19 protein-coding genes are annotated in these 19,691 nt (G+C 70.3%); 3 read left to right on the top strand and 16 right to left on the bottom strand.

The annotated features are described in order from the left end of the window. Nucleotides 1-5 precede the first annotated feature (5 nt). The 7 genes from ACZ5UM_RS11380 to pyrR form a co-directional block, all read right to left on the bottom strand. On the bottom strand, nt 6-296 hold the full coding sequence (locus tag ACZ5UM_RS11380; protein ID WP_464844239.1) for an FmdB family zinc ribbon protein: 291 nt from the start codon (nt 294-296) through the stop codon (nt 6-8). A gap of 98 nt (nt 297-394) precedes the next feature. After that, nucleotides 395-991, bottom strand: coding sequence for an orotate phosphoribosyltransferase (gene pyrE, locus ACZ5UM_RS11375; RefSeq protein ID WP_464844237.1), 597 nt, complete (start codon nt 989-991; stop codon nt 395-397). 146 nt (nt 992-1,137) lie between these two features. Further along, nucleotides 1,138-2,079: a dihydroorotate dehydrogenase gene (locus tag ACZ5UM_RS11370; RefSeq protein WP_464848359.1), complete on the bottom strand. Its 942-nt coding sequence runs from the start codon at nt 2,077-2,079 to the stop codon at nt 1,138-1,140. A 25-nt stretch (nt 2,080-2,104) separates the two neighbouring features. Further along, nucleotides 2,105-3,148: a dihydroorotate dehydrogenase electron transfer subunit gene (locus tag ACZ5UM_RS11365; RefSeq protein ID WP_464844235.1), complete on the bottom strand. Its 1,044-nt coding sequence runs from the start codon at nt 3,146-3,148 to the stop codon at nt 2,105-2,107. Continuing rightward, a complete protein-coding gene (locus ACZ5UM_RS11360; protein WP_464844233.1) occupies nt 3,145-4,449 on the bottom strand; it encodes a dihydroorotase in 1,305 nt (434 codons plus the stop codon). Before ACZ5UM_RS11360 ends, ACZ5UM_RS11365 begins: the two co-directional genes overlap by 4 nt. Next, nucleotides 4,446-5,378, bottom strand: coding sequence for an aspartate carbamoyltransferase catalytic subunit (locus ACZ5UM_RS11355; protein WP_464844232.1), 933 nt, complete (start codon nt 5,376-5,378; stop codon nt 4,446-4,448). The genes ACZ5UM_RS11360 and ACZ5UM_RS11355 overlap by 4 nt, the downstream gene beginning before the upstream one ends. 189 nt (nt 5,379-5,567) lie before the next feature. After that, entirely contained in the window at nt 5,568-6,119 is a 552-nt protein-coding gene (gene pyrR, locus ACZ5UM_RS11350; RefSeq protein ID WP_464844231.1) for a bifunctional pyr operon transcriptional regulator/uracil phosphoribosyltransferase PyrR, read from the bottom strand. Nucleotides 6,120-6,400: 281 nt separating this feature from the next. Between pyrR and ACZ5UM_RS11345 the strand changes: the two genes are divergently transcribed. Beyond that, the gene (locus tag ACZ5UM_RS11345) at nt 6,401-6,610 is read left to right on the top strand and encodes a hypothetical protein (RefSeq protein ID WP_464844230.1); all 210 of its coding nucleotides are present in this window, start codon (nt 6,401-6,403) and stop codon (nt 6,608-6,610) included. 84 nt (nt 6,611-6,694) lie between these two features. Here ACZ5UM_RS11345 and ACZ5UM_RS11340 read toward each other — a convergent pair whose 3' ends face one another. The 8 genes from ACZ5UM_RS11340 to ACZ5UM_RS11305 form a co-directional block, all read right to left on the bottom strand. Continuing rightward, nucleotides 6,695-7,885: a CaiB/BaiF CoA transferase family protein gene (locus ACZ5UM_RS11340; protein WP_464848356.1), complete on the bottom strand. Its 1,191-nt coding sequence runs from the start codon at nt 7,883-7,885 to the stop codon at nt 6,695-6,697. A 109-nt stretch (nt 7,886-7,994) separates the two neighbouring features. Then, the gene (locus ACZ5UM_RS11335) at nt 7,995-9,158 is read right to left on the bottom strand and encodes an acyl-CoA dehydrogenase family protein (protein ID WP_464844229.1); all 1,164 of its coding nucleotides are present in this window, start codon (nt 9,156-9,158) and stop codon (nt 7,995-7,997) included. A 170-nt stretch (nt 9,159-9,328) separates the two neighbouring features. Further along, nucleotides 9,329-10,282: an orotidine-5'-phosphate decarboxylase gene (gene pyrF / locus ACZ5UM_RS11330; protein WP_464844228.1), complete on the bottom strand. Its 954-nt coding sequence runs from the start codon at nt 10,280-10,282 to the stop codon at nt 9,329-9,331. A gap of 4 nt (nt 10,283-10,286) precedes the next feature. Next, nucleotides 10,287-11,201: an RluA family pseudouridine synthase gene (locus tag ACZ5UM_RS11325; protein ID WP_464844227.1), complete on the bottom strand. Its 915-nt coding sequence runs from the start codon at nt 11,199-11,201 to the stop codon at nt 10,287-10,289. Beyond that, on the bottom strand, nt 11,198-11,656 hold the full coding sequence (lspA, locus tag ACZ5UM_RS11320; RefSeq protein WP_464844226.1) for a signal peptidase II: 459 nt from the start codon (nt 11,654-11,656) through the stop codon (nt 11,198-11,200). The genes ACZ5UM_RS11325 and lspA overlap by 4 nt, the downstream gene beginning before the upstream one ends. Before the next feature lie 145 nt (nt 11,657-11,801). After that, nucleotides 11,802-12,596 carry a yteA family sporulation protein gene (locus tag ACZ5UM_RS11315; protein WP_464844225.1) on the bottom strand — a complete coding sequence of 265 codons (795 nt, stop codon included), beginning with the start codon at nt 12,594-12,596 and terminating at the stop codon, nt 11,802-11,804. 47 nt (nt 12,597-12,643) lie between these two features. Next, nucleotides 12,644-13,054 (bottom strand): DUF5665 domain-containing protein, encoded by a 411-nt coding sequence (locus ACZ5UM_RS11310; protein WP_464844224.1) that lies wholly within the window; start codon nt 13,052-13,054, stop codon nt 12,644-12,646. Nucleotides 13,055-13,364: 310 nt separating this feature from the next. Then, entirely contained in the window at nt 13,365-15,149 is a 1,785-nt protein-coding gene (locus ACZ5UM_RS11305; protein ID WP_464844223.1) for a peptide-binding protein, read from the bottom strand. 227 nt (nt 15,150-15,376) lie between these two features. On the opposite strand from ACZ5UM_RS11305, the gene ACZ5UM_RS11300 reads away from it, so the two are divergent. Then, entirely contained in the window at nt 15,377-16,750 is a 1,374-nt protein-coding gene (locus ACZ5UM_RS11300) for a dipeptidase (protein WP_464844222.1), read from the top strand. Between the two features lie 20 nt (nt 16,751-16,770). Here the strand turns inward: ACZ5UM_RS11300 and ACZ5UM_RS11295 are convergent, their stop codons facing one another. After that, a complete protein-coding gene (locus tag ACZ5UM_RS11295) occupies nt 16,771-18,381 on the bottom strand; it encodes an amidohydrolase (protein ID WP_464844221.1) in 1,611 nt (536 codons plus the stop codon). Nucleotides 18,382-18,575: 194 nt separating this feature from the next. Between ACZ5UM_RS11295 and ACZ5UM_RS11290 the strand changes: the two genes are divergently transcribed. Next, nucleotides 18,576-19,670 (top strand): BMP family lipoprotein, encoded by a 1,095-nt coding sequence (locus tag ACZ5UM_RS11290; protein ID WP_464844220.1) that lies wholly within the window; start codon nt 18,576-18,578, stop codon nt 19,668-19,670. Nucleotides 19,671-19,691: the final 21 nt, after the last annotated feature.

The raw sequence follows: 19,691 nt of genomic DNA, 5'->3' as shown, positions 1-19,691 counted from the left end.
TGCACTTATGCGGACTTGCTGGAGCTCTCACCGGAAGAGGAGCTCCCGCCGGACTTGCTCTCCCCGGACTTGCCCGAAGACTGGCCGCTGGCCCTGGCCTTGTCCAAGCTGGTGAGCTTCTGCCCCACCGCAATGTGTCCGTTCTCCAAGCCATGCGCAGCGAAGGCGGAGACCAGCCGCCTTGCGCCAATATGCCCGCACTCCGGGCACTTCTGACCCTCACCCGTGGTGTTCACCGGGACCAGTTCCTCAAAGAGGTGGTTGCAAGCGTTGCACTTGAATTCGTAGATCGGCATGCCTGTCTCCCCCCTTGCTGAAGAATCATGACGTAATTGTACCTGGGAGCAGAGGTAGATTCAAGGGGGAATTAGCACTCATGAGGGTCGAGTGCTAACTATCCCTTCGGCTTCACCAGCGGCACGCCGGCCCGGCAGAGAGGGCAGTCCTCCGGGCTCCACGACTCGACCTCCATGCGGACCAGCGAGCGCAGCGGCACGCCGAAATCCACCCTTCCGCCGGCCCGGTCCACGATGCATCCCACCCCCACCAGCGCTGGCTGGTACCCGGCGATCGCGGCGATGGCCTTCTGGACCGATCCGCCCGTGGTGACGGCGTCCTCCACCACCAGGACCCGTTCGCCGGGCCGCAGGCGCCACTGCCGCTTCAGCGCCATCCCCCCCTCCTCGGTCTTCTCGGTGAAGATGGCCCGCACGGGGCGTCCGGTGAGCCGGCTCAGCTGGCGGGCCACCTCGTAGGCCAGGATGATACCGCCGGTGGCCGGCCCGATCACGGTCTCCACCTGGTCCTCCTGGAAGCGCGATGCCAGTTCCCGGCACAGCCGTTCCGTCTCGCCGGGGTGCTGGAAGGTGTGCGGCATGAGAAAAAACCGGTCGGAGTGTCGTCCCGAGGTCAGCCGGAAATGGCCCTCCAGAAGCGCACCCGTGGCGCGCAGAATCTCCAGCACCGCACTGGGCTCCAGATGTTGCCTCAAGGGTCTTCCTCCTTCACGGGTCCCGGGTGAACTTGCTTTCCCGAATCCGCCGCCGCCTGTCACTGAGCCACTCGTCACCGGGCCACCCGTCACATGGCCACCCGGCACCGGGCCACCCGGCACGGCGCTGCCCGTCACGCCGCCCTTCACCGGGCAGCTCCCACCAGGTCGCTGACGCGCCGGTAGCCGTTTTCGGCCATGAAACGGGCCAGTTCCTCCGCGATGCGCACCGGGGCACGCGGGTCAACGAAGCAGGCGGTGCCGACCTGCACGGCCGAGGCGCCTGCCATGAGGAACTCCACAGCGTCCTCGCCGGTCATGATGCCGCCGATCCCGATGACGGGCACCTTCACCGCACCGGCCACCTGCCAGACCATCCGGAGCGCGACGGGCTTGATCGCCGGCCCGGACAGGCCGCCGAACACGTTGCCCAGGTGAGGCTTACGGCGGCGGATGTCGATGGACATGCCCAGGAGGGTGTTGATCACCGACAGTCCATCGGCCCCGGCGTCCTCCACCGCCCGGGCGATGGCGACGATGTCGGTGACGTTGGGCGAGAGCTTCACGATGAGGGGCAGGGTGGTCGCCCGGCGCACCGCGGCGGTGACCTCAGCGGCGCTCCTGGGCATGGTGCCAAAGGCCATGCCCCCCTCCTTCACGTTGGGGCAGGAGATGTTCAGCTCCAGCGCGGCGACGCCTGTTCCCTCCAGGCGGCGGGCGACGGCCACGTACTCCTCGACGGTCCGCCCGACGATGTTGACGATCACGGTGGCGCCCTGCTCCTTCAGCCAGGGCCAGTCGACGGCGAGAAAGTGATCCACCCCCGGGTTCTGCAGGCCGATGGCATTGAGCATGCCCCCCGGCGTCTCGACCACCCGGGTGCCCGGGTTGCCGTCCCAGGGCTCGGAAGCTGTGCCCTTGACGCAGATGGCGCCGATCTCGGAAAGGTCCATCACACCGGCGAACTCCCGGCCGTAGCCGAAGCAGCCGGATGCGGGCCAGACGGGCGTCTTGAAAGCGCGGCCGAACAGGTGGACAGTGAGGTCCGGCGCACCGGAGGGAGCAGCGCCAAGCCCGCTGTCGGGCAGGCTGACAGGGGCGCCGGTAAGCCGATCAGCACTCACCGAGAACCACCTCCTCTGCCGGAAAGACGGGGCCGTCCTGGCAGGTTTTCAGGTAGCCGCCCCCCGCCCGGGGCACCGTGCAGCCCAGGCAGGCGCCGAAGCCGCAGGCCATGTGCCGCTCGACGGAGACGAAGCACGGGATGCCGGCCGCAGCGCACCGCGCCTTCACCGCGGCGAGCATGGGTTCAGGGCCGCACGCCCAGACCTCGCCGATGGGTGCCTCAGCAGGACGCAGCAACCGCTCCAGGGCATCCGTGACCACCCCCTGCTCGCCGGCCGAGCCGTCGTCGGTCACGATCATCACCGGGATCCCGGCCTCGGACACCTCCCGGGCGCCGGCCAGGTAGCGGGCGCTGCGGGCGCCGAGGATCGCCGCCGCCGGCCGTCCGCACTGCACCGCCCAGCGGGCCGCGGCCGCCATGGGCGGGATGCCCAGGCCGCCGCCGATCAGGAGCAGCCGGCCCTGTCCGGCCCGGGGGTCGGGGAAAGACCGGCCGAGTGGCCCCAGCAGATCGACCGCTGCGCCGGGCAGCACGGCGGAGAGCAGGCGGGTGCCCCGGCCCACCACCCGGTAGATCAGGGTGATCTCCCCCGCCTCCGGCCGGATCTCGCAGAGGGAGAGCGGCCGGCGCAGCAGCGGATCGATGGCAGGGACGCCCACCGCTGACGGGTGAGGCGCCCCCCGGTGCCCGGGTGGGTTCGCTGACGCCGACGGGTGAGGCGCCCCCCGGTGCCCGGGTGGGTCCGCTGACGCCGACGGGTGAGGCGCCCCCCGGTGCCCGGGCTGGCCCGCCGACGCCGACGGGTGAGGCGCCCCCCGGTGCCCGGGTGGGTCCGCCGACGCCGGCGGCTGCGGTGCCACAGGCACCGGGTGGACCTGCACGAACTGCCCGGGCGCCGCCCGCCGGGCGATCTCCGGGGCGAGGAGGGTGAGTTTGAAGATCTCCCCGTCGCCCTCGTGGGCCCGCACCCGCGCCCGCTCCCGCACCCATTCGGCCCGGAGCTGCGCCTGCCGCAGGGCAGAAGACGTCATCCCGCCACCACCTTCATCTCCAGCATCCGCAGCCGGCCGCCCACCACCGTGGCGTAGGGCGCGCCGGTGAGGGTCCAGCCGATGAACGGCGAGTTCTTCGACTTGGAGGCCATCTCCTCGGCCCGCACCGTCCAGGTCCGGTCCGGGTCCAGCACGGTGATGTCGGCCTCCGCGCGCTCCGTGAGCGCCGGCGGCGTCCGGTTGATCAGCCGGGCCGGGCGAGTGGACATCATCAGGATCAGCTGCTCCAGGCTGATCAGGCCGGGGCGCACCAGCCGGTCCAGGGCCAGGCCCACCGCCGTCTCCAGCCCGGTGATGCCGAAGGCCGCCAGCGGGTACTCCACGTCCTTCTCATCGATGTGGTGCGGGGCGTGGTCGGTGGCGATGATGTCGATAGTGCCGTCCCGCAGGCCCTCCAGGATCGCCTGCCGGTCGGCCTCCTCCCGGAGGGGCGGGTTCATCTTGGTGTTGGTCGAGTACTGCATGTCGGCGACCACCTGGTCGGTGAGGGTGAAGTGGTGCGGCGTCGCCTCGGCCGTCACCTTCGCTCCCATCGCCTTGCCCCAGCGCACCAGCTCCACCGAGCGGCGGCTGGAGAGGTGCTGCAGGTGGACCCGTGCGCCGGTCTCCAGCGCCAGCAGGATGTCCCGGGCCACCTGGACCTCCTCGGCGGCTGCGGGCATCCCCTTCAGCCCCAGCAGCGAGGAGACCCGGCCCTCGTGCATGACGCCGCCGCTGGAAAGCGACCGGTCCTCGCAGTGGTCCATCACCGGCAGGTCGAACTGGCGGGCGTAGATCATGGCCTGCCGCATCGTCTCCGCCCGGTCGACGGGGCGGCCGTCGTCGGTGATGGCACAGGCGCCGGCCAGGGCCATCTCGCCGATCTCGGCCAGCTCCTCCCCCTGCGACCCCTTGGTGATCGCCCCCGCGGGCCAGACCCGGCACAGCCCCTCCCGTGCCGCCAGGTCCAGCACGTGCGCCACCAGCGGCGCGTTGTCGATGACGGGCCGGGTGTTGGGCATGCAGACGACCCCGACGAACCCGCCCCGCACCGCGGCCGCCGTACCGGTGCGCATGTCTTCCTTATACTCCAGGCCCGGCACCCGCAGGTGCACGTGCACGTCGATGAAGCCCGGGGCCACCACCTTGCCGGCGGCGCCGATGACCGTGGCGCCCGCCGGCGCCGGCAGATCCGGACCGACCGCCCGGATGCGCCCGTCCTCCACCAGCAGGTCCGCGACCCGGTCGATCCCGCTTGCCGGGTCCAGGAGCCGTCCGCCGCGGATCAGCAGGCTGCTCATGCCGCCTCACCCCCTCCCAGCAGCAGGTACAGCAGGGCCATGCGCACGGCGACGCCGTTGGTCACCTGCTCCAGGATCGCCGACTGGTCCCCGTCGGCCACCGCCGTCGAGATCTCGACGCCCCGGTTCATGGGGCCGGGGTGCATCAGCAGGACGTCCGGCTTGGCCAGGCGCAGCCGCTCCTCGGTGACGCCCCAGAACCGGTGGTACTCGGCCACCGTGGGGAAGAGCCCCTTCGCCTGCCGCTCCAGCTGCAGCCGGAGGACGTTCACCACGTCCGCCCCCTCCAGCGCCTCCTCCACCCGGGTGGTGGTGCGCACGCCGTACTCCTCGAAGCCGTGCGCCAGCAGCGTGGACGGGCCGGCCAGCCAGACCTCCGCCCCGTACTTGGTCAGGCCGTAGATGTCGGACCGGGCGACCCGGCTGTGGTAGGAGTCGCCGATGATGGCGACCTTCAGCCCTCTGAAGCCGCCCTTCTTCTGCCGGATGGTGAGCAGGTCCAGCAGCCCCTGGGTGGGGTGCTCGTGCAGGCCGTCGCCGGCGTTGATCACCGACGCCCGCAGGGCCCGGGCCAGGAGATGCGGCGCGCCGCCCATGCTGTGGCGCACCACCACGGCGTCGACGCCCATGGCCTCCAGGTTGCGGGCCGTGTCCTTCAGGGTCTCCCCTTTTTGCACCGAGCTGGTGGAGGCGGAGATGTTGATGACGTCCGCCCCCAGGTACTTGCCCGCCAGCTCGAACGACTTCGCCGTGCGGGTGGACGGCTCGTAGAACAGGGTCACGATCGCCTTGCCCCGCAGCGTGGGCACCTTCTTGATGGGCCGGGTTGCCAGATCCTTCAACGCCTCTGCCGTGTCCAGGACGAGGTCGATCTCCTCGGCCGTCATGTCCTGGAGTCCCAGGATGTCCTTCCGCTTCAGTCTGGCCATGCTCCTCCTCCTCGTACGCGCAGAACCCTGTTCGTCAGGCTGCCATCCCTGCTCTGCGGAACGCCAGGCCTGTTCGGCCGTCACGGGCTGCCTGCCTGCATCGCTCACCCGCCGGGCTGCAGGCCCCACCCGCCGGACCTGTTTCGCGGCCCTGCCGGGCCCCGGTCCTGCTCGCCGGGGCGCAGGCGCCTACCCCTCGTTGTCGAAGAGGGCGACGTAGTCCTCGCCGTCGATCTCCACCACGTTGACCTCCACCCGCTCCCGGCGGGAGGTGGGCACGTTCTTGCCGACGTAGTCGGGCCGGATGGGCAGTTCCCGGTGGCCGCGGTCCACCAGCACCGCCAGCTGGATGGCGGACGGGCGGCCGATGTCCAGCAGCGCGTCCAGGGCCGCCCGGACCGTGCGGCCGGTGTAGATCACGTCGTCCACCAGCACCACCACGCGTCCGGGCAGCTTGAAATCGACCTCGCTCTTGTGGACGACCGGCAGGGACGACAGCTCGGTGAGGTCGTCGCGGTACAGGGTGATGTCCAGCGTGCCGACGGGGACATCGCGGCCCTCGAACTCCTTCAGGCGGGCGGCGAGCCGCTGGGCCAGGGGGATGCCCCGGCGCCGGATGCCGACCAGGGCCACGTGCTCCGTCCCCTTGTTCCGCTCGATGATCTCGTGGGCGATGCGGGAGAGCGCCCGCTTCATCTGGTTCGCGTCCATCAGGATTGCCTTCGGCCTGGGCTGGGTCACGGAAGCCACCTCCTCGTGGGCATGAAAAACCTCCCTGCCCGTCACCGGCAAGGAGGTTTACTGTCTCACGCTGCGCCCGCGCGCGCTCAAGCCAATCCGCGCCGGGGCCTGCGGTTCAGTATGATGCTCCTTACCAGCCTCACGGGACTGGGTTAAAGTAGCATGTCCTGCGATCACGTTACCACCTCGGGACTGCGAGGTCAAGGGGCATCGGCAGCAGAACGGGCGGGCCATCTGCCGCGGGTCCCGTAACCTTCGGGCGAATGCGGCGTTTGTCCCGGTTGAAGAGGTTCGGGAAGTGGTTCGTCGCGGCGCTGGCGCTGGTTGCGCTGCTCTCCGCCGGGACCCGGTTCGCCCCGTACCGCCCCCGCTCGGACGTGCCGGCCCTGGGCTGGTACGCGGACGCCTGGCGCCTCTGGGTGCGGACGGAGGATGGGCAGATCGGGGAGATCTCGCTGGAGGGCAACCCGCTGCGCTGGGCGCGGGACTGACGGAACCGGGCCCCCACAGTGGCTGCGAACAGAACGCATAGTCGCCGCAGGGCCTCCCCTGTCGCGCCGCGGGGACCCCGCCGTTCACATCAGGAACTGCTTGATCTCATCCTCGCTGTACCCGATCTCGGCCAGCACCTCCGCCGTGTGCTCCCCCCACCGGGGCGGATGGCGGCGGACGGCCGCCGGCGTGTCGCCGAACTTGAACGGGATGCCGATCAGGGAGATCATCCCGGCCGCCGGGTGGCGGCATTCCACCTTCATCGCCCGGGCCAGCACCTGCGGGTCGGCGAAGACCTCGGGGATGGTGCGCACGGGCCCGGAGGGGACGCCGGCCGCCCGCATGGCCGCGAGCCACTCGGCCGCCGGCCGGGTGCGCAGCTCGCGGGCGATGAGCCCCACCAGTTCCCGCCGGTGCCGCAGCCTTGCCGGGTTGGTGGCGAACCGCTCGTCCGCCGCCCACTCCGGCCGGCCCAGCACGGCGCAGAAGCGCGCAAACTGCGCATCGTTGCCCACGCCGACGACGATGGGCCGGTCGGCGGCGTGGAAGAGTTCGTACGGGACGATCGAGGCGTGGGCGTTGCCCCAGCGCCGGGGCGGCTGGCCGCTCACCAGGTAGGACTGGCCCACGTTGGCCAGCCAGGCCACCTGGGTCTCCAGCAGCGAGAGGTCCACCCGCTGCCCGCGGCCCGTCGCCTGCCGGGCGATCAGGGCGGCGCAGATGGCGAAGGCGGCCATCATCCCGGTGGTCAGGTCGGTGACGGCCACGCCCACCTTCATCGGGTCGCCCTCCGGCTCGCCGGTGATGGACATGATCCCGCCGACGGCCTGCGCCACGAAGTCGTAACCGGGCAGGTCCGCATCCGGCCCCGTCCGGCCGTAGCCGCTGATGCTGGCGTAGACCAGGCCCGGGTTCAGATGCCGCAGCACGTCCTCGTAGCCCAGGCCCCACCGCTCCATGGTGCCGGGCTTGAAGTTCTCGATCAGCACGTCGGACCGGGCGACCAGCCGGCAGAGCGCCTCCCGGCCGTGGGGGGTGGTGAGGTCGAGCACGATCCCCCGCTTGTTCCGGTTGCAGGAGACGTAGTAGGCGCTGTCTCCCGGCCGGCCGGGCTGCGGCTCGCACCCCGCCAGGAAGGGCGGCCCCCAGGCCCGGGTGTCGTCGCCGGCGGGCGACTCCACCTTGATCACGTCCGCCCCGGCGTCGCCCAGCATCTGGGCGCAGTAGGGGCCCGCCAGGACCCGGGAGAGGTCCAGCACCCGGATGCCCGCCAGAGGCCCCGCAGCACCGGCAGCAGAGGAGCCTGCACCGGCGGACGCCAGCGTTTCCGAACCCGCAGCGACGGGGCCTCCGGAACGCCCAGCATCCACCCGCGCTCCCGGATTACCAGGCGAGAAGCCCATCGGCCAGGGCCCTCCCGATGATGCCCTTCTGGATCTGGCTGGTGCCCTCGACGATCGTGAGCTGCCGGGCGTCCCGGACGAAGCGGGCCATCGGGTAGTCCTCCATGTAGCCCACCGCGCCCATCATCTGCAGGCAGTCGTTGGCCGCCTTCACCGCCAGTTCCGTGGCCTTCAGCTTCGCCATGGAGAGGAAGTGGGCTGCCTCCCGGCCCACGCGCCCCTGGTCGACCAGGGAGGCCGCCCGGTAGGTGAGCAGCCGGCACGCCTCGACCTCCGCCGCCAGGTCGGCCGCCATCCACTGCAGCCCCTGGTGCGCGATCAGCGGCCGGCCGAAGGTCTGCCGGGTCCGGGCGTACTCCAGCCAGTACATCAGGGCGCCTTCGGCCAGGCCCAGCCCCCGGGCCGCCACCACCGGGCGCACGGCGTTGAGGTTTTGCATGATGAGCTTGAAGCCCTCGTTCTCCTGCCCGATGAGGCAGCTCACCGGCACCTCCACGTCCTCGAAGATCACCTGGTGCACCGGCAGCCCCCGCACGCCCATCTTGTGCTCCTTCTTCCCCACCGTGACGCCGGGGGTGTCGCGGTCGACGACGAACACCGAGAAGCCCTTCGCCCCCGGTACGTCGGTCCGGGTCTTGGCCGCCACGATGAAGAAGTCGGCCGCCCCGGCGCCGCTGATCCAGCTCTTGGTGCCGTTGATCACGTACCGGTCGCCCCTGCGCACGGCCCGCGTCCGGATGGACTGGGTGTCGGACCCCGCATCGGGCTCCGACAGGCAGAACGCCCCGCGGCGCCTTCCCGTGGCGGTGCCCCCCAGGTACTCCTTCTTCTGCTCCTCGGTGCCGGCCAGCGAGATCGCCATGGTGCTCAGCCGGGTGAGCAGGAGCATCAGGCCCGCCGAACAGCAGTGCTTGGCCACCTCCTCCACGGCCAGCACGAGGCCGAGACACCCCATCCCGGAGCCCCCGTACGCCTCCGGGATCGCCACGCCCAGGAGGCCGGTCTGCCGGAACGCCTGGAAGTAATCCTCCGGGTACTCGCCCTCCGCGTCCACCTGCGCGGCCCGGGGGGCGATCACGTCCCGGCTGACCTGCCGGACCAGACGGACCAGCTCCTGCTGCTCGGGCGTCAACTCGAACTGCACGGGACCTTCCCTCCTCGTTTCCGCCCCGGCGCCCCCCTGCCCGCACCCCCGGGCGGGGAGGCGCCGGGCCGCTTTGTCCCCAAAGAGACGTATGAAACTCTCAAAAAGTTTATACGAGTTGTCGGCGGTCCGGGCAAGTCCCCCCGGGGGACGGACACAAGAAGGCGGCCCTACCAGGCCAGCTTTCCAGCCGCCTGCAGGGCCGCGTTGATGTCCCGGTTCATCGCGTCGACGGCAGCGGCCATCGCCGCGGCCGCCTCGGCCGGGGAAGGATCGGTTCCGGGGTACGCGTAGATGATGGAGCGGGAGGCGTTCACCACGGCCCCCATCCCGTCGGGGTTGAAAGCCCCCACCACGTCCGCCGCCGTGCCGCCCTGGGCGCCGTAGCCCGGCACCAGGAAGATCGCCCGGGGCATTTCGGCGCGGTACTGGCTCAGGTCCTCGGGGTAGGTCGCCCCCACCACGGCGCCGACCGACGAGTAGCCCGACTGCCCCACCAGCTCCTCGCCCAGTGAGTCGACGAGCTTGGCCACCTGCTGGGCCAGGCTCTCGCCGGAGAACAGCGGCTGGTCCTGCAGCTCGCCCGAGGAGGGGTTCGAGGTCTTCACCAGGATGAACACCCCGGTGCCCCGGGCCTTCGCCCGGCGGACGAAGGGCACCAGCCCGTCGCTGCCCAGGTAGGGGTTCACGGTGAGCGAGTCGGCCCACTGGTCCGGCTCCTCCCACGTCTCCAGCGGGTTCCGGTGGCCGAAGAAGGCCGAGGCGTACCCCTCCGCGGTGGACCCGATGTCGCCCCGCTTGGCGTCGGCGATGGTGAGGAGCCCCTTGCTGCGGGCGTAGCGGACCGTCTCCCAGAAGGCGGCGACGCCCCAGTGCCCGTACATCTCGAAGAACGCCGACTGGGGCTTCACCAGGGCCACCTGGCCGGCGACCGCATCGATGACCAGCCGGCTGAACGCGAGCAGGGCCGCCGCCGCGCCCCGGGCGGTCTTACCGTACTGCGCAGCGGCATCCTGCCTGATGAACGCCGGGATCCGGGGGAGCACGGGGTCAATCCCCACCACCACATGGGATCGGCGCAGCTTCACGGCTGCGCAGAGCCGGTCGGCGAAGTTCTGCGCCACGGCGTCACGCCTCCTCCCGCAGCCGCCGGATCACGGCCATCATGTCCTCGGGCGGATCGACCCTGAACTCCATCCACTCGCCGGTGGCGGGGTGCCGGAAGCTCAGCTCCCGGGCGTGCAGGGCCTGCGGCGGCATCCCCAGGTGCGGCTTGCGGGGGCCGTACAGGGGATCGCCGACCACCGGGTGGCCGATGAAGGACAGGTGCACCCGGATCTGGTGGGTCCGCCCGGTCTCCAGGCGGCATTCCAGCAGGGCGTACCCGCGGTAGCGCTCCAGCACCCGGAAGTAGGTGACGGCGTCGCGCCCCGTCTTGGGGTTGACCGCCATGCGCTTGCGGTCGCGCGGGTGTCGGCCGATGGGGGCCTCGATCCGGCCGGTGTCCGGCATGCTGTTGCCGTGCACCAGGGCCCAGTAGACCCGCTGAACCAGGTGCTCCCGGATCTGCTCCTGCAGGCTGGCCATCGCCCGCTCGCTCTTGGCCACCACCAGCAGGCCCGTGGTATCCTTGTCCAGCCGGTGCACGATGCCGGGGCGCAGCTCGCCCCCGATGCCCTCGAGATCGTCCACCTTGTCCAGCAGGGCGTGCACCAGGGTGCCGGTCCAGTGCCCCGCCGCCGGGTGGACCACGAGCCCCCGCGGCTTGTTGACCACCAGCAGCTCTTCGTCCTCGTAGACGATGTCCAGCGGGATGTCCTCCGGCACCAGGTCCAGGGGCTCGGGGTCGGGGACCTGGACGACGATCACGTCGCCGGGGCTCACCGCCTGCCTGGGTTTGGTCACCGCCCCGTTCAGGGTGACGTACCCCTCGTCGATCAGCGCCTGTATCCGGGAACGGGAAAGCCCCAGCTCCGCACGACCCGCGAGGAAGGTGTCGATACGAGGGTGGCTCTCCTCCACCGTCAGTCGATACTCCCTCACGCCTTACTCTTCCTCTCCACCAGCATCAGGTGTACGAACAGCAGCCCGACGCCCACGGTGACGCAGATGTCCGCGACATTGAAGTTCGGGAAGTAGTAGTCGCGCCAGTAGAAGAGCAGGAAGTCGACGACACGTCCGGTCGCGATGCGGTCGATCATGTTGCCCACGGCGCCGCCCATGATCAGCCCCAGGGCGGTGCGCATGACGGGGTGGCGCGAATCGGGCTGACGGAGATAATACAGGATGCCGGCCACGGCCAGCGCCGCCACGGCCACGAAGAACCAGCGCCCGTTGCGGAGCATGCCGAACGCCGCGCCGGTGTTGTACACGAACTGCAGCGAGAAGAAGCCGGGGATGATCTCGATTTCGCTGTACAGGGCCATGCGGGACGACACCAGCCATTTGGTCAGCTGGTCGACCGCCACGGCGACGATGGCCAGCACGATGCTTAACAAGTTCTGCAGCCCCCCCATTCACCTGTCCCAGTCTACCATAGGCTGGTTCCAGGTGCCAAGGAGCGGGCGCGCCGAACGGCCGCCCCGGAAACGGCATCGGCCAGGGCCGACGCCGCAGGGCGCCGCCCTGGCCAGCCGCACCAGGCTACGGCCGCCGCCGGGGGAACTTGGACCGGCGGAACTGCCGCTCGGGCATCACGGTCTGGAAGTACGGCCCCGCATCCCAGCGGTACTCGCCGCCCATGTCGTCGGGGCCGTAGAGCGTCCCCAACTCCCCTTCCGTGTACTGCGCCGTGCCGCCGTCCCAGTCCCGGTCGTCCCGCTGCAGGGGCTCGCCGTCCTCGTCCACCAGCGCGTCCATCGGGTCCACGATGGTGTAGACGTCCTCGTCCGAATTGTACAGGTCGTCGTAGCGGACAGCCCCGGGAACATCCTGCGGCGTCTCGGAGGTGCCGTACTGGGCCACCTCCTGCCAGGCGTCCTCGCCGTCGTACCCGGGGTCGCCCGAACGGTCGCGGAACGTCCGGCCGAAGGGCGGGCTCGTCACCAGTTCCTCGACGGGCCTGACGAACGGGTCCGGCCGGGACTCCCGGCGCTCCTGGCAGGTGATGCAGGTGCTGGCGCTCGGGAAGGCCTTCAGCCGCTCCGGGTCGATCGGCTGGCCGCACTCCTCGCAGATCCCGTAGGTTCCCGCAGCCATCCGCTCCAGCGCGCTGTCGATCTCCTGAATGCGGCGCAGCGCGTTGCTGCGCAGTCCCAGATCCTTCGATCGTTCAAACGTCTCGGTCCCGATGTCGGCCGGGTGGTTGTCGACCGTGCTGTCCTCCTGCAGCTGATCGCCCTGGGACGTGCCGAGCCCGGTCTCCTCGATCATCTCGATCTGGCGCTGGTAAGCCTCGCGCTCCTCCAGGAGCAGCTGCCGCAACGCCTCGATTTCCATGCAGACTTGCCCCCTCTCGGGCTTAGTCTGCCCGGCTTATGTCGATCTTAGGGCCGCAATTGCTGCTCCACCAGCCGAACGATGGTGGCGATCAGGTCGCCAATGATCGGCAGGTTGGCCAGCATGAGGCCGCGGAGCGCATAGAGGAGGATCGCGGAGAGCACGGTGAAACCGATGCCGATGCCCAGCCCGCGGGCCATGCCTCCGACAAAGTTGATCCAGATCATGCGCCACGGGCGCTGCAGCAGCAGGGTGTAGTCCAGGACGTTGGACCGCTCGAGCGCCAGGGCAAGCCGCTCGACCATGCCGGCCAGCGAGTCGGCGGCGGGCGGGCGTTCCGTTCCCGGCAGCGGTTCCTCGCCCGGCACAAGCCGGTCCGCAGGTGAACCGTCCCGGGGCGACCCGCGCGGTGTAGACACGCCGGCGTGTGCACCGTGCTTCAGCGCACTGCGCGGCACAGACCCGTTCTCCTGTGCACCATGCTGCAGCGCACAACGCGGCACAGACCCGTTCTCCTGTACACCGTACTGCACCGCACCGCGCGGCACAGACCCGTCCACGTTTGAACCGTGCTCCAGCGAACCGTGCGGCATGCATCCCCCTCCCGGCCTGGGTTCACCGCATCCCCGGGGCTGACCCCGCCCTCCTAGTCTGCGCTCCCGGCGCGGGAAATAACGAACGGGCCCGGCGCGCGGACGGTCGGCACACCGTCCCCACGCCGGGCGCATGTCTCCGGTCAGGTTCTGATGGCTGCAGCCGGGCCGCCGGCTACGGCTCGACGGTCCATTCCTCCCAGTTCCAGAAGAGGCCCGCGGGCGAGCCGTGGCGCACGCCCTTGACCCGCTGGTTGACGCCGACCACCGTGTCCTGGGCGAACAGCCAGGTGTACACCTGCCGCTCGGCCAGCACCGCCTGCAGGCGGCCGTAGATCTCCTTGCGGCGGGCCTGATCGGTGACGGCCCGGCCTTCGTCGATCAGCCGGTCGATCTCGGGATCCGCGCATCCGGTGATCGCATGGAACCCGCCCTGGGAGTGGAAGATCGAGTGAGGGTCGGGGTCAAAACCGAGGCTCCAGCCCAGCAGGTAGGCCTCCTTGGCCTCGCTGGCGATGTGGGCGAGGAAGGCGTCCCAGCTCATGCGCTCGATCTCGACGCGGATGCCCAGCGGCGCCAGCGCGTGCTGGATGAACAGCGCGGCCTGCCGGCGAAGCAGGCTTTCTTCGTTGACCGCCAGGTGCATGATGAAGGGCTGGCCATCCTTGTAGCGCAGCCCATCCGGCCCGGGCAGCCAGCCCGCCTCGTCCAGGAGCCGCGCCGCTTCGGCCGGGTCGTAGGCCAGGACGGGGACATCGGGGTTGTAATCCCACCGGGCGGGGGATGCGTGGCTGTGCGCCACCTGCCCGTGGCCGCCCAGGAGCTCTTCAACCATCGCCTGCCGGTCCAGGGCGTGGGTGATCGCCCGGCGCACCCGGATGTCGCCGTAGGTCGGGTGATTCAGGTTATAGCCCAGAAACGTGTAGGCGAAGGTGGCGTACTGGTACAGGTTGACATCCGGCACTTCGGCCCGGAAGCGGTCGGCCATCTCCGGCGGAACGTCGGCCACGTCGGTCTCGCCCCGGGCCAGCCGGGTCACGGCCGCCTCCTGGTCGGGCACGATCTCGATGATCAGCCGGTCGATCTGCGCGGGACGGCCGGAGAGCGAGTAGCGCCACTCGGGGTTCCGCTCCAGCACGATCCGCTCGTTCCGGGTCCAGCTGACCAGGCGCATGGCGCCGGTTCCCACGGGGGCCGTGGCGTAGGGGGACCCCAGCAGATCCTCCAGGTGCGGCTCCAGCAGGTGCCGGGGCATGATGCCGTAGCTGGTGAGCCGGGTGAACAGGGGCGCGAACGGATACGCGGCCTCTACCCGGAAAGTGTAGTCATCGGGCACCTGCAGACCGCCGGTGCGCACGAAGCGCTCGTAGGCCTCCAGCTTCCGCTGCCGGGCCTCCGACGCCGTCAGCGCCCCCGCGGCCACCGCCTCATCCGCCGCCGCATAGGCCTCGGCCAGCTCCTGCCAGCCGCGGATCGCGGCGAAGTCGCCGAAGCGGGCCCCCTGGTAATCGGGGTGGGCGATGGTGAGGAAGGTAAACCGCACATCGTGCGCCGTCAGGGGCGCGCCGTCGTGAAAGGTGACGCCTCTGCGGATGCGGAACGTGTAGATCCGGTCGTCCTCCACCTCCCACGACTCGGCGAGGGCGGGATGCGGGTTCAGCTGATCGTCGTACACGGCCAGCCCGTCGTAGATGAAGCCGGTGACGAAGCTGGAGGCCGTGTCCACCGTGAGCGTGGGCAGCAGGACGGTCGCATCGCCGGGGGTCGTGTACGTGAGGGTCGACACCGCCGGCGGCCCGTCGCCCGTCGTCGACGGCTGGGGCCCCGCCCCGCAGCCGGCGAGGAAGAGCAACGCCGATGCCAGCGCCGCGGCGCAGAGCCTGCGCGCGGTCCCCGGACCGCGCGCGCCGTTCGGCCCCCGCCCGGCCCCCACGCTGCGGACGCTGCGCTTCTCCTGCATGACCAGTCACCCCTCTGTGCTGCAGACGCGCCCGCGCCTTTCTCTCTACGCCTCTGCGGCTGGCGCGCGGTCGCTGTGCGCGTCTCCAGCCCATAGGACGACGCGATATGGCCAGGTGTTCAGTATTCTCGCACATCCGCTGCAGTGAACCGCAGGAAAGAGGAATGACGGGTGGTGGCCGTGGAAGAATCAGTGCGTCAGGACGAGCAGACAGGAGCGTGATGCACGTGCAACGAGGCGAAGCCTACCTGACCCAGCACCGTGACGAGCACCTGCAGCAGCTGATGGACCTGCTGCGGATTCCTTCCGTCTCCGCCCTCTCGGAGCACAAGGATGACGTGCGGCGGGCAGCGGAATGGCTGGCCGCCGAACTGCGGCGGATCGGCCTCAGCCGGGTCGAGGTCATGGAGACCGGGGGCCACCCCGTCGTCTACGCCGAGCGGCTGGACAACCCGGGCGGGCCCACCGCCCTCATCTACGGCCACTACGACGTGCAGCCGGTGGACCCGCCGGAGCTGTGGACCACCCCGCCGTTCGAGCCGGACATCCGCGAGGGCAAGCTCTACGCCCGGGGCGCCAGCGACGACAAGGGCCAGGTCTTCATGCACCTGAAGGTGATCGAGGCCCTGCTGGCCGTGGAAGGGAAGCTCCCGGTCAACCTCAAGCTGCTGATCGAGGGCGAGGAGGAGATCGGATCCGAGAACCTGGAGCGGTTCATCGCCGGGCACAAGGAGCTCCTGAAGGCCGACGTCGTGGTCATCTCTGACACCGCGCTCTACGCCCGGGGCGTCCCCTCCCTCACCTACGCCCTGCGGGGCCTGGCGGCGCTCGAGGTCCACGTCACCGGGGCGAAGGGTGACCTCCACTCGGGCGCCTTCGGCGGCGCGGCGCCGAACGCGGCCCAGGCGCTGGTCCAGCTGCTGGCCACCCTGCACCGTCCGGAGGGCGGCGTCGCGGTGGCGGGCTTCTACGACCAGGTGCGGCCGCTCACCCAGGAGGAGCGGGACGGCTTCGCCGCCCTGGGCTTCGACGAGGAGAAGCTGAAGGCCGACCTGGGCGTGGACGCGCTGCCCGGCGAGCCCGGCTACACGGCCCTCGAACGGCTCTGGGCCCGGCCGACCCTGGAGATCAACGGGATCTTCGGCGGCTTCCAGGGCGAGGGCACCAAGACCGTCATCCCGGCCCGGGCCGGCGCCAAGATCACCTGCCGGCTGGTGCCTGACCAGGATCCGGAGCAGGTGCTGGACGCGATCGAGGCCCACCTGAAGGCCCACTGCCCGCCCGGCGTGAAGCTGGAGGTCCGGCGCATGGGCGGCGCCCCGGCCGCCATCACGCCCATCGACCACCCGGCCATCCGGGCGGCGATGAAGGCCCTCTCGGACGCCTACGGCGCCGAGGCCCGCTTCATCCGCACCGGCGGATCCATCCCCATCGTGAGCACCTTCGGGTCCCTGCTCGGCACGCCGTGCATCCTGATGGGCTTCGGGCTGGAGGAGGAGAACTTCCACGCCCCCAACGAGCACTTCCACCTGGAGAACTTCGATCTGGGCATGCGGGCCCTCTACCGCTTCTGGCATTACCTCGCGGAGAGCATGAAGTAAGGGCGCCGCCCCGGCGGTGCTTACGCCTCGTAGGCGACGACCCCGCCCGCCAGGGTGAGCACCGCGCGGACGTCCTTGAGCTCCGCCGGGTCGCAGGTGAAGGGGTCCCGGTCGAGCACGGCCAGGTCGGCGGCCATGCCGGGGAGGAGCCGGCCGCGGAAGGATTCCTCGAACGCGGCGTACGCCGGCCCGGCGGTGTACAGGTGCACCGCCTCGGCCACCGTGAGCCGCTGCCCGGGCTGCCAGCCGCCGGCCGGGAAGCCGGAGAGGTCGGTGCGGTGAACGGCGATGTGCACGCCGAACCAGGGGTTGAGCGGTTCGATGGGGCAGTCGGAGCCGCCGCAGAGGGCGATGCCTCGCTGCTGCATCGAGCGCCAGGCGTAGGACGTGGAAGCCCGCTCCGGGCCCACCCGGTCGGCGAACCAGCGGCCGTCGGTGTTGAGGAAGACCGGCTGGATGTCCCCCACCACCCCCAGCTCGGCCATCCGGGCCATGAGGGGCTCCGAGAGGATCTGGCAGTGGATCATCCGGTGGCGGGCGTCCGCCCGGGGATGGCGCCGCTGGCTCTCGGCCACCGCGTCCAGGAAGAGGGCGGCCGCCCCGTCGCCGATGGCGTGGCAGCCCACCTGGTTGCCCAGGCGGTGCGCCTCCGCCACGAGGTCGATGAACGCCTCCCGTTCGTAGATGTAGATCCCCGTGGTAGAGGGGTCGTCGGCGTACGGCTCCAGCAGGGCCGCCGTCCGGGCGCCCAGGGAGCCGTCCGCGAACAGCTTTACGTGGCCCCAGCGGAACCACTCGTCGCCGCATCCGGTGCGGATCCCGCGCGCGGCGGCCTCGGCCAGAAGATCCACCTGAATGGCCTGGATGATGCGGATGGGGATCGCCTCCGGCCCGACCAGCTCCCGGAAGAGCGCCTCGGTGGACTCCAGGCCGCCGGCGTACTGGCAGTCGTCGGTGTGCAGCTGGGTGAGGCCGTACGACAGCGCCTCGCGCAGGGCCCGGGCGAGCAGCTCCCGCTTCCGGTCGGGCGTGAGCGGCGGGATCAGCCGGGTGACCAGGTCCATCGCGTTTTCGCGCAAGATGCCGGTGGGTTCGCCGGTGGCGGGATCGCGGTCGATCCGGCCACCGGGAGGGTCGGCCGTGCTGCGGTCGATGCCGGCAAGGCGCAGCGCGGCGCTGTTGACCACCGCAATATGGTTGCAGGTGCGCTGCAAGAACACGGGGTGAACCGGAGAAACTTCGTCCAGGTCCTGTTTCGACGGCAGCCGCCGCTCCGCCAGCTGATCCTGGTCCCAGCCGCGGCCCACGATCCACTCGCCCGGCGCCCGCCGCCCTGCCGCGTCCGCGACGGCGGCCCGGATCGCGCCCAGGGACCCCGCGCCGGCCAGCGCCAGCTGGTCCAGCGACAGGGCGTAGCCGAGGATATGCAGATGCGCATCGGCGAGCCCGGGCACCACCGCCCGGCCCTCCAGGTCGATCACCCGGGTGTCCGCCCCTTCAAGCGCCCGGACGGCCGCTTCGTCGCCCACCGCCGCGACCCGGCCGCCGGCCACCGCCAGACAGGTCTCCGGCGGCCTGCCCGGTTCGCCTGTATAGACTTTCCCACGGATGAAGATGATGGACGCACACATAGGAGAATCGCTCCCCACTGGCGAAATGGTTAACTAAGAGATACGGGAATTCGGGCCGGCTTCCTGTCAGACGGTGCCAGTTTCCTCCATGCGGACTGTCATTACTGGATGCTGGCATTGAAACATTCCACATGGTATGATTTGGAGCGGGCCTGGAGCTCCTTGCATCGAGACCAATCTTAGGAGGTATCGACATGGCTCACAAATGGTTCGCCAAAGTTGCCGTAGTGGCCCTCACCCTGTCGCTGCTGGCGGGTTGCGGCGGTTCGCAGCAGCAGCCGCAGCAGCCCAGCACGCAGCCGCCGGCTCAGCAGCAGCCGCAGGAGCAGCAGCCGGCGCAGGAGCCCGCCGAGACGGTCGACTTCACGGTCGGCATGGCCACTGACGTCGGCGGCCTGAACGACGACTCCTTCAACGCCGCCGCCTACCGCGGCATCCTGCGCGCGCAGGAGGAGCTGGGCGTCGACCACCTCGTGATCGAGTCGCAGCGTCCGGAAGACTACATCACCAACCTGCAGACCCTGATCGACGGCGGCGCGGACCTGGTCTGGGGCGTCGGCTTCATGATGCAGGCCTCCATCGACGAGATGGCGCAGGCCAACCCTGACCAGAAGTTCGGCCTCATCGACGAGGTCGTGAACCAGCCCAACGCCGCCTCCGTCCTGTTCAAGGAGCAGGAGGGCTCCTTCCTGGTCGGCTTCATCGCCGGCAAGACCACCAAGACGAACCGGGTCGGCTTCGTCGGCGGCGTCGAGAGCCCCGTGATCGGCCGGTTTGAGGCGGGCTACCGGGCCGGCGTCAAGGCCGCCAACCCCGACGCCGTGGTTGACGTCGTGTACGCCGCGGCCTTCGACGATCCCGCCAAGGGCAAGGACATCGCCCTCACCATGTTCAACACCGGCGCTGACGTCGTCTTCCACGCGGCCGGCGGCACCGGCCAGGGCGTGATCGAGGCCGCCAAGGAGAAGGGCCTCTTCGCCATCGGCGTGGACTCCGACCAGAACTATCTGGCGCCTGACAACGTCCTCACCTCGATGATCAAGCGGGTCGACGTGGCCGTGTACGAGGTCATCAAGATGACCCTCGAGGGCAACTTCCCCGGCGGCGAGACCCTGCGGCTCGGCCTGGCGGAGGACGGCGTTGGTTACTCCGACACCACCCTGTGGGACAAGATCCCCGAAGGCACCAAGGCCGAGGTCGACAAGTGGGCTGAGGCCATCAAGGAAGGCAGGGTCGTCGTCCCCGAGACGCCTGAGGAGGCCGACACCTGGACTGCCCCGACCCTGTAACACTTGACAGGCAGGAGTACC

This window comes from Symbiobacterium ostreiconchae, from assembly GCF_055396975.1.
This window is presented reverse-complemented; position numbering and strand designations above follow the sequence as displayed.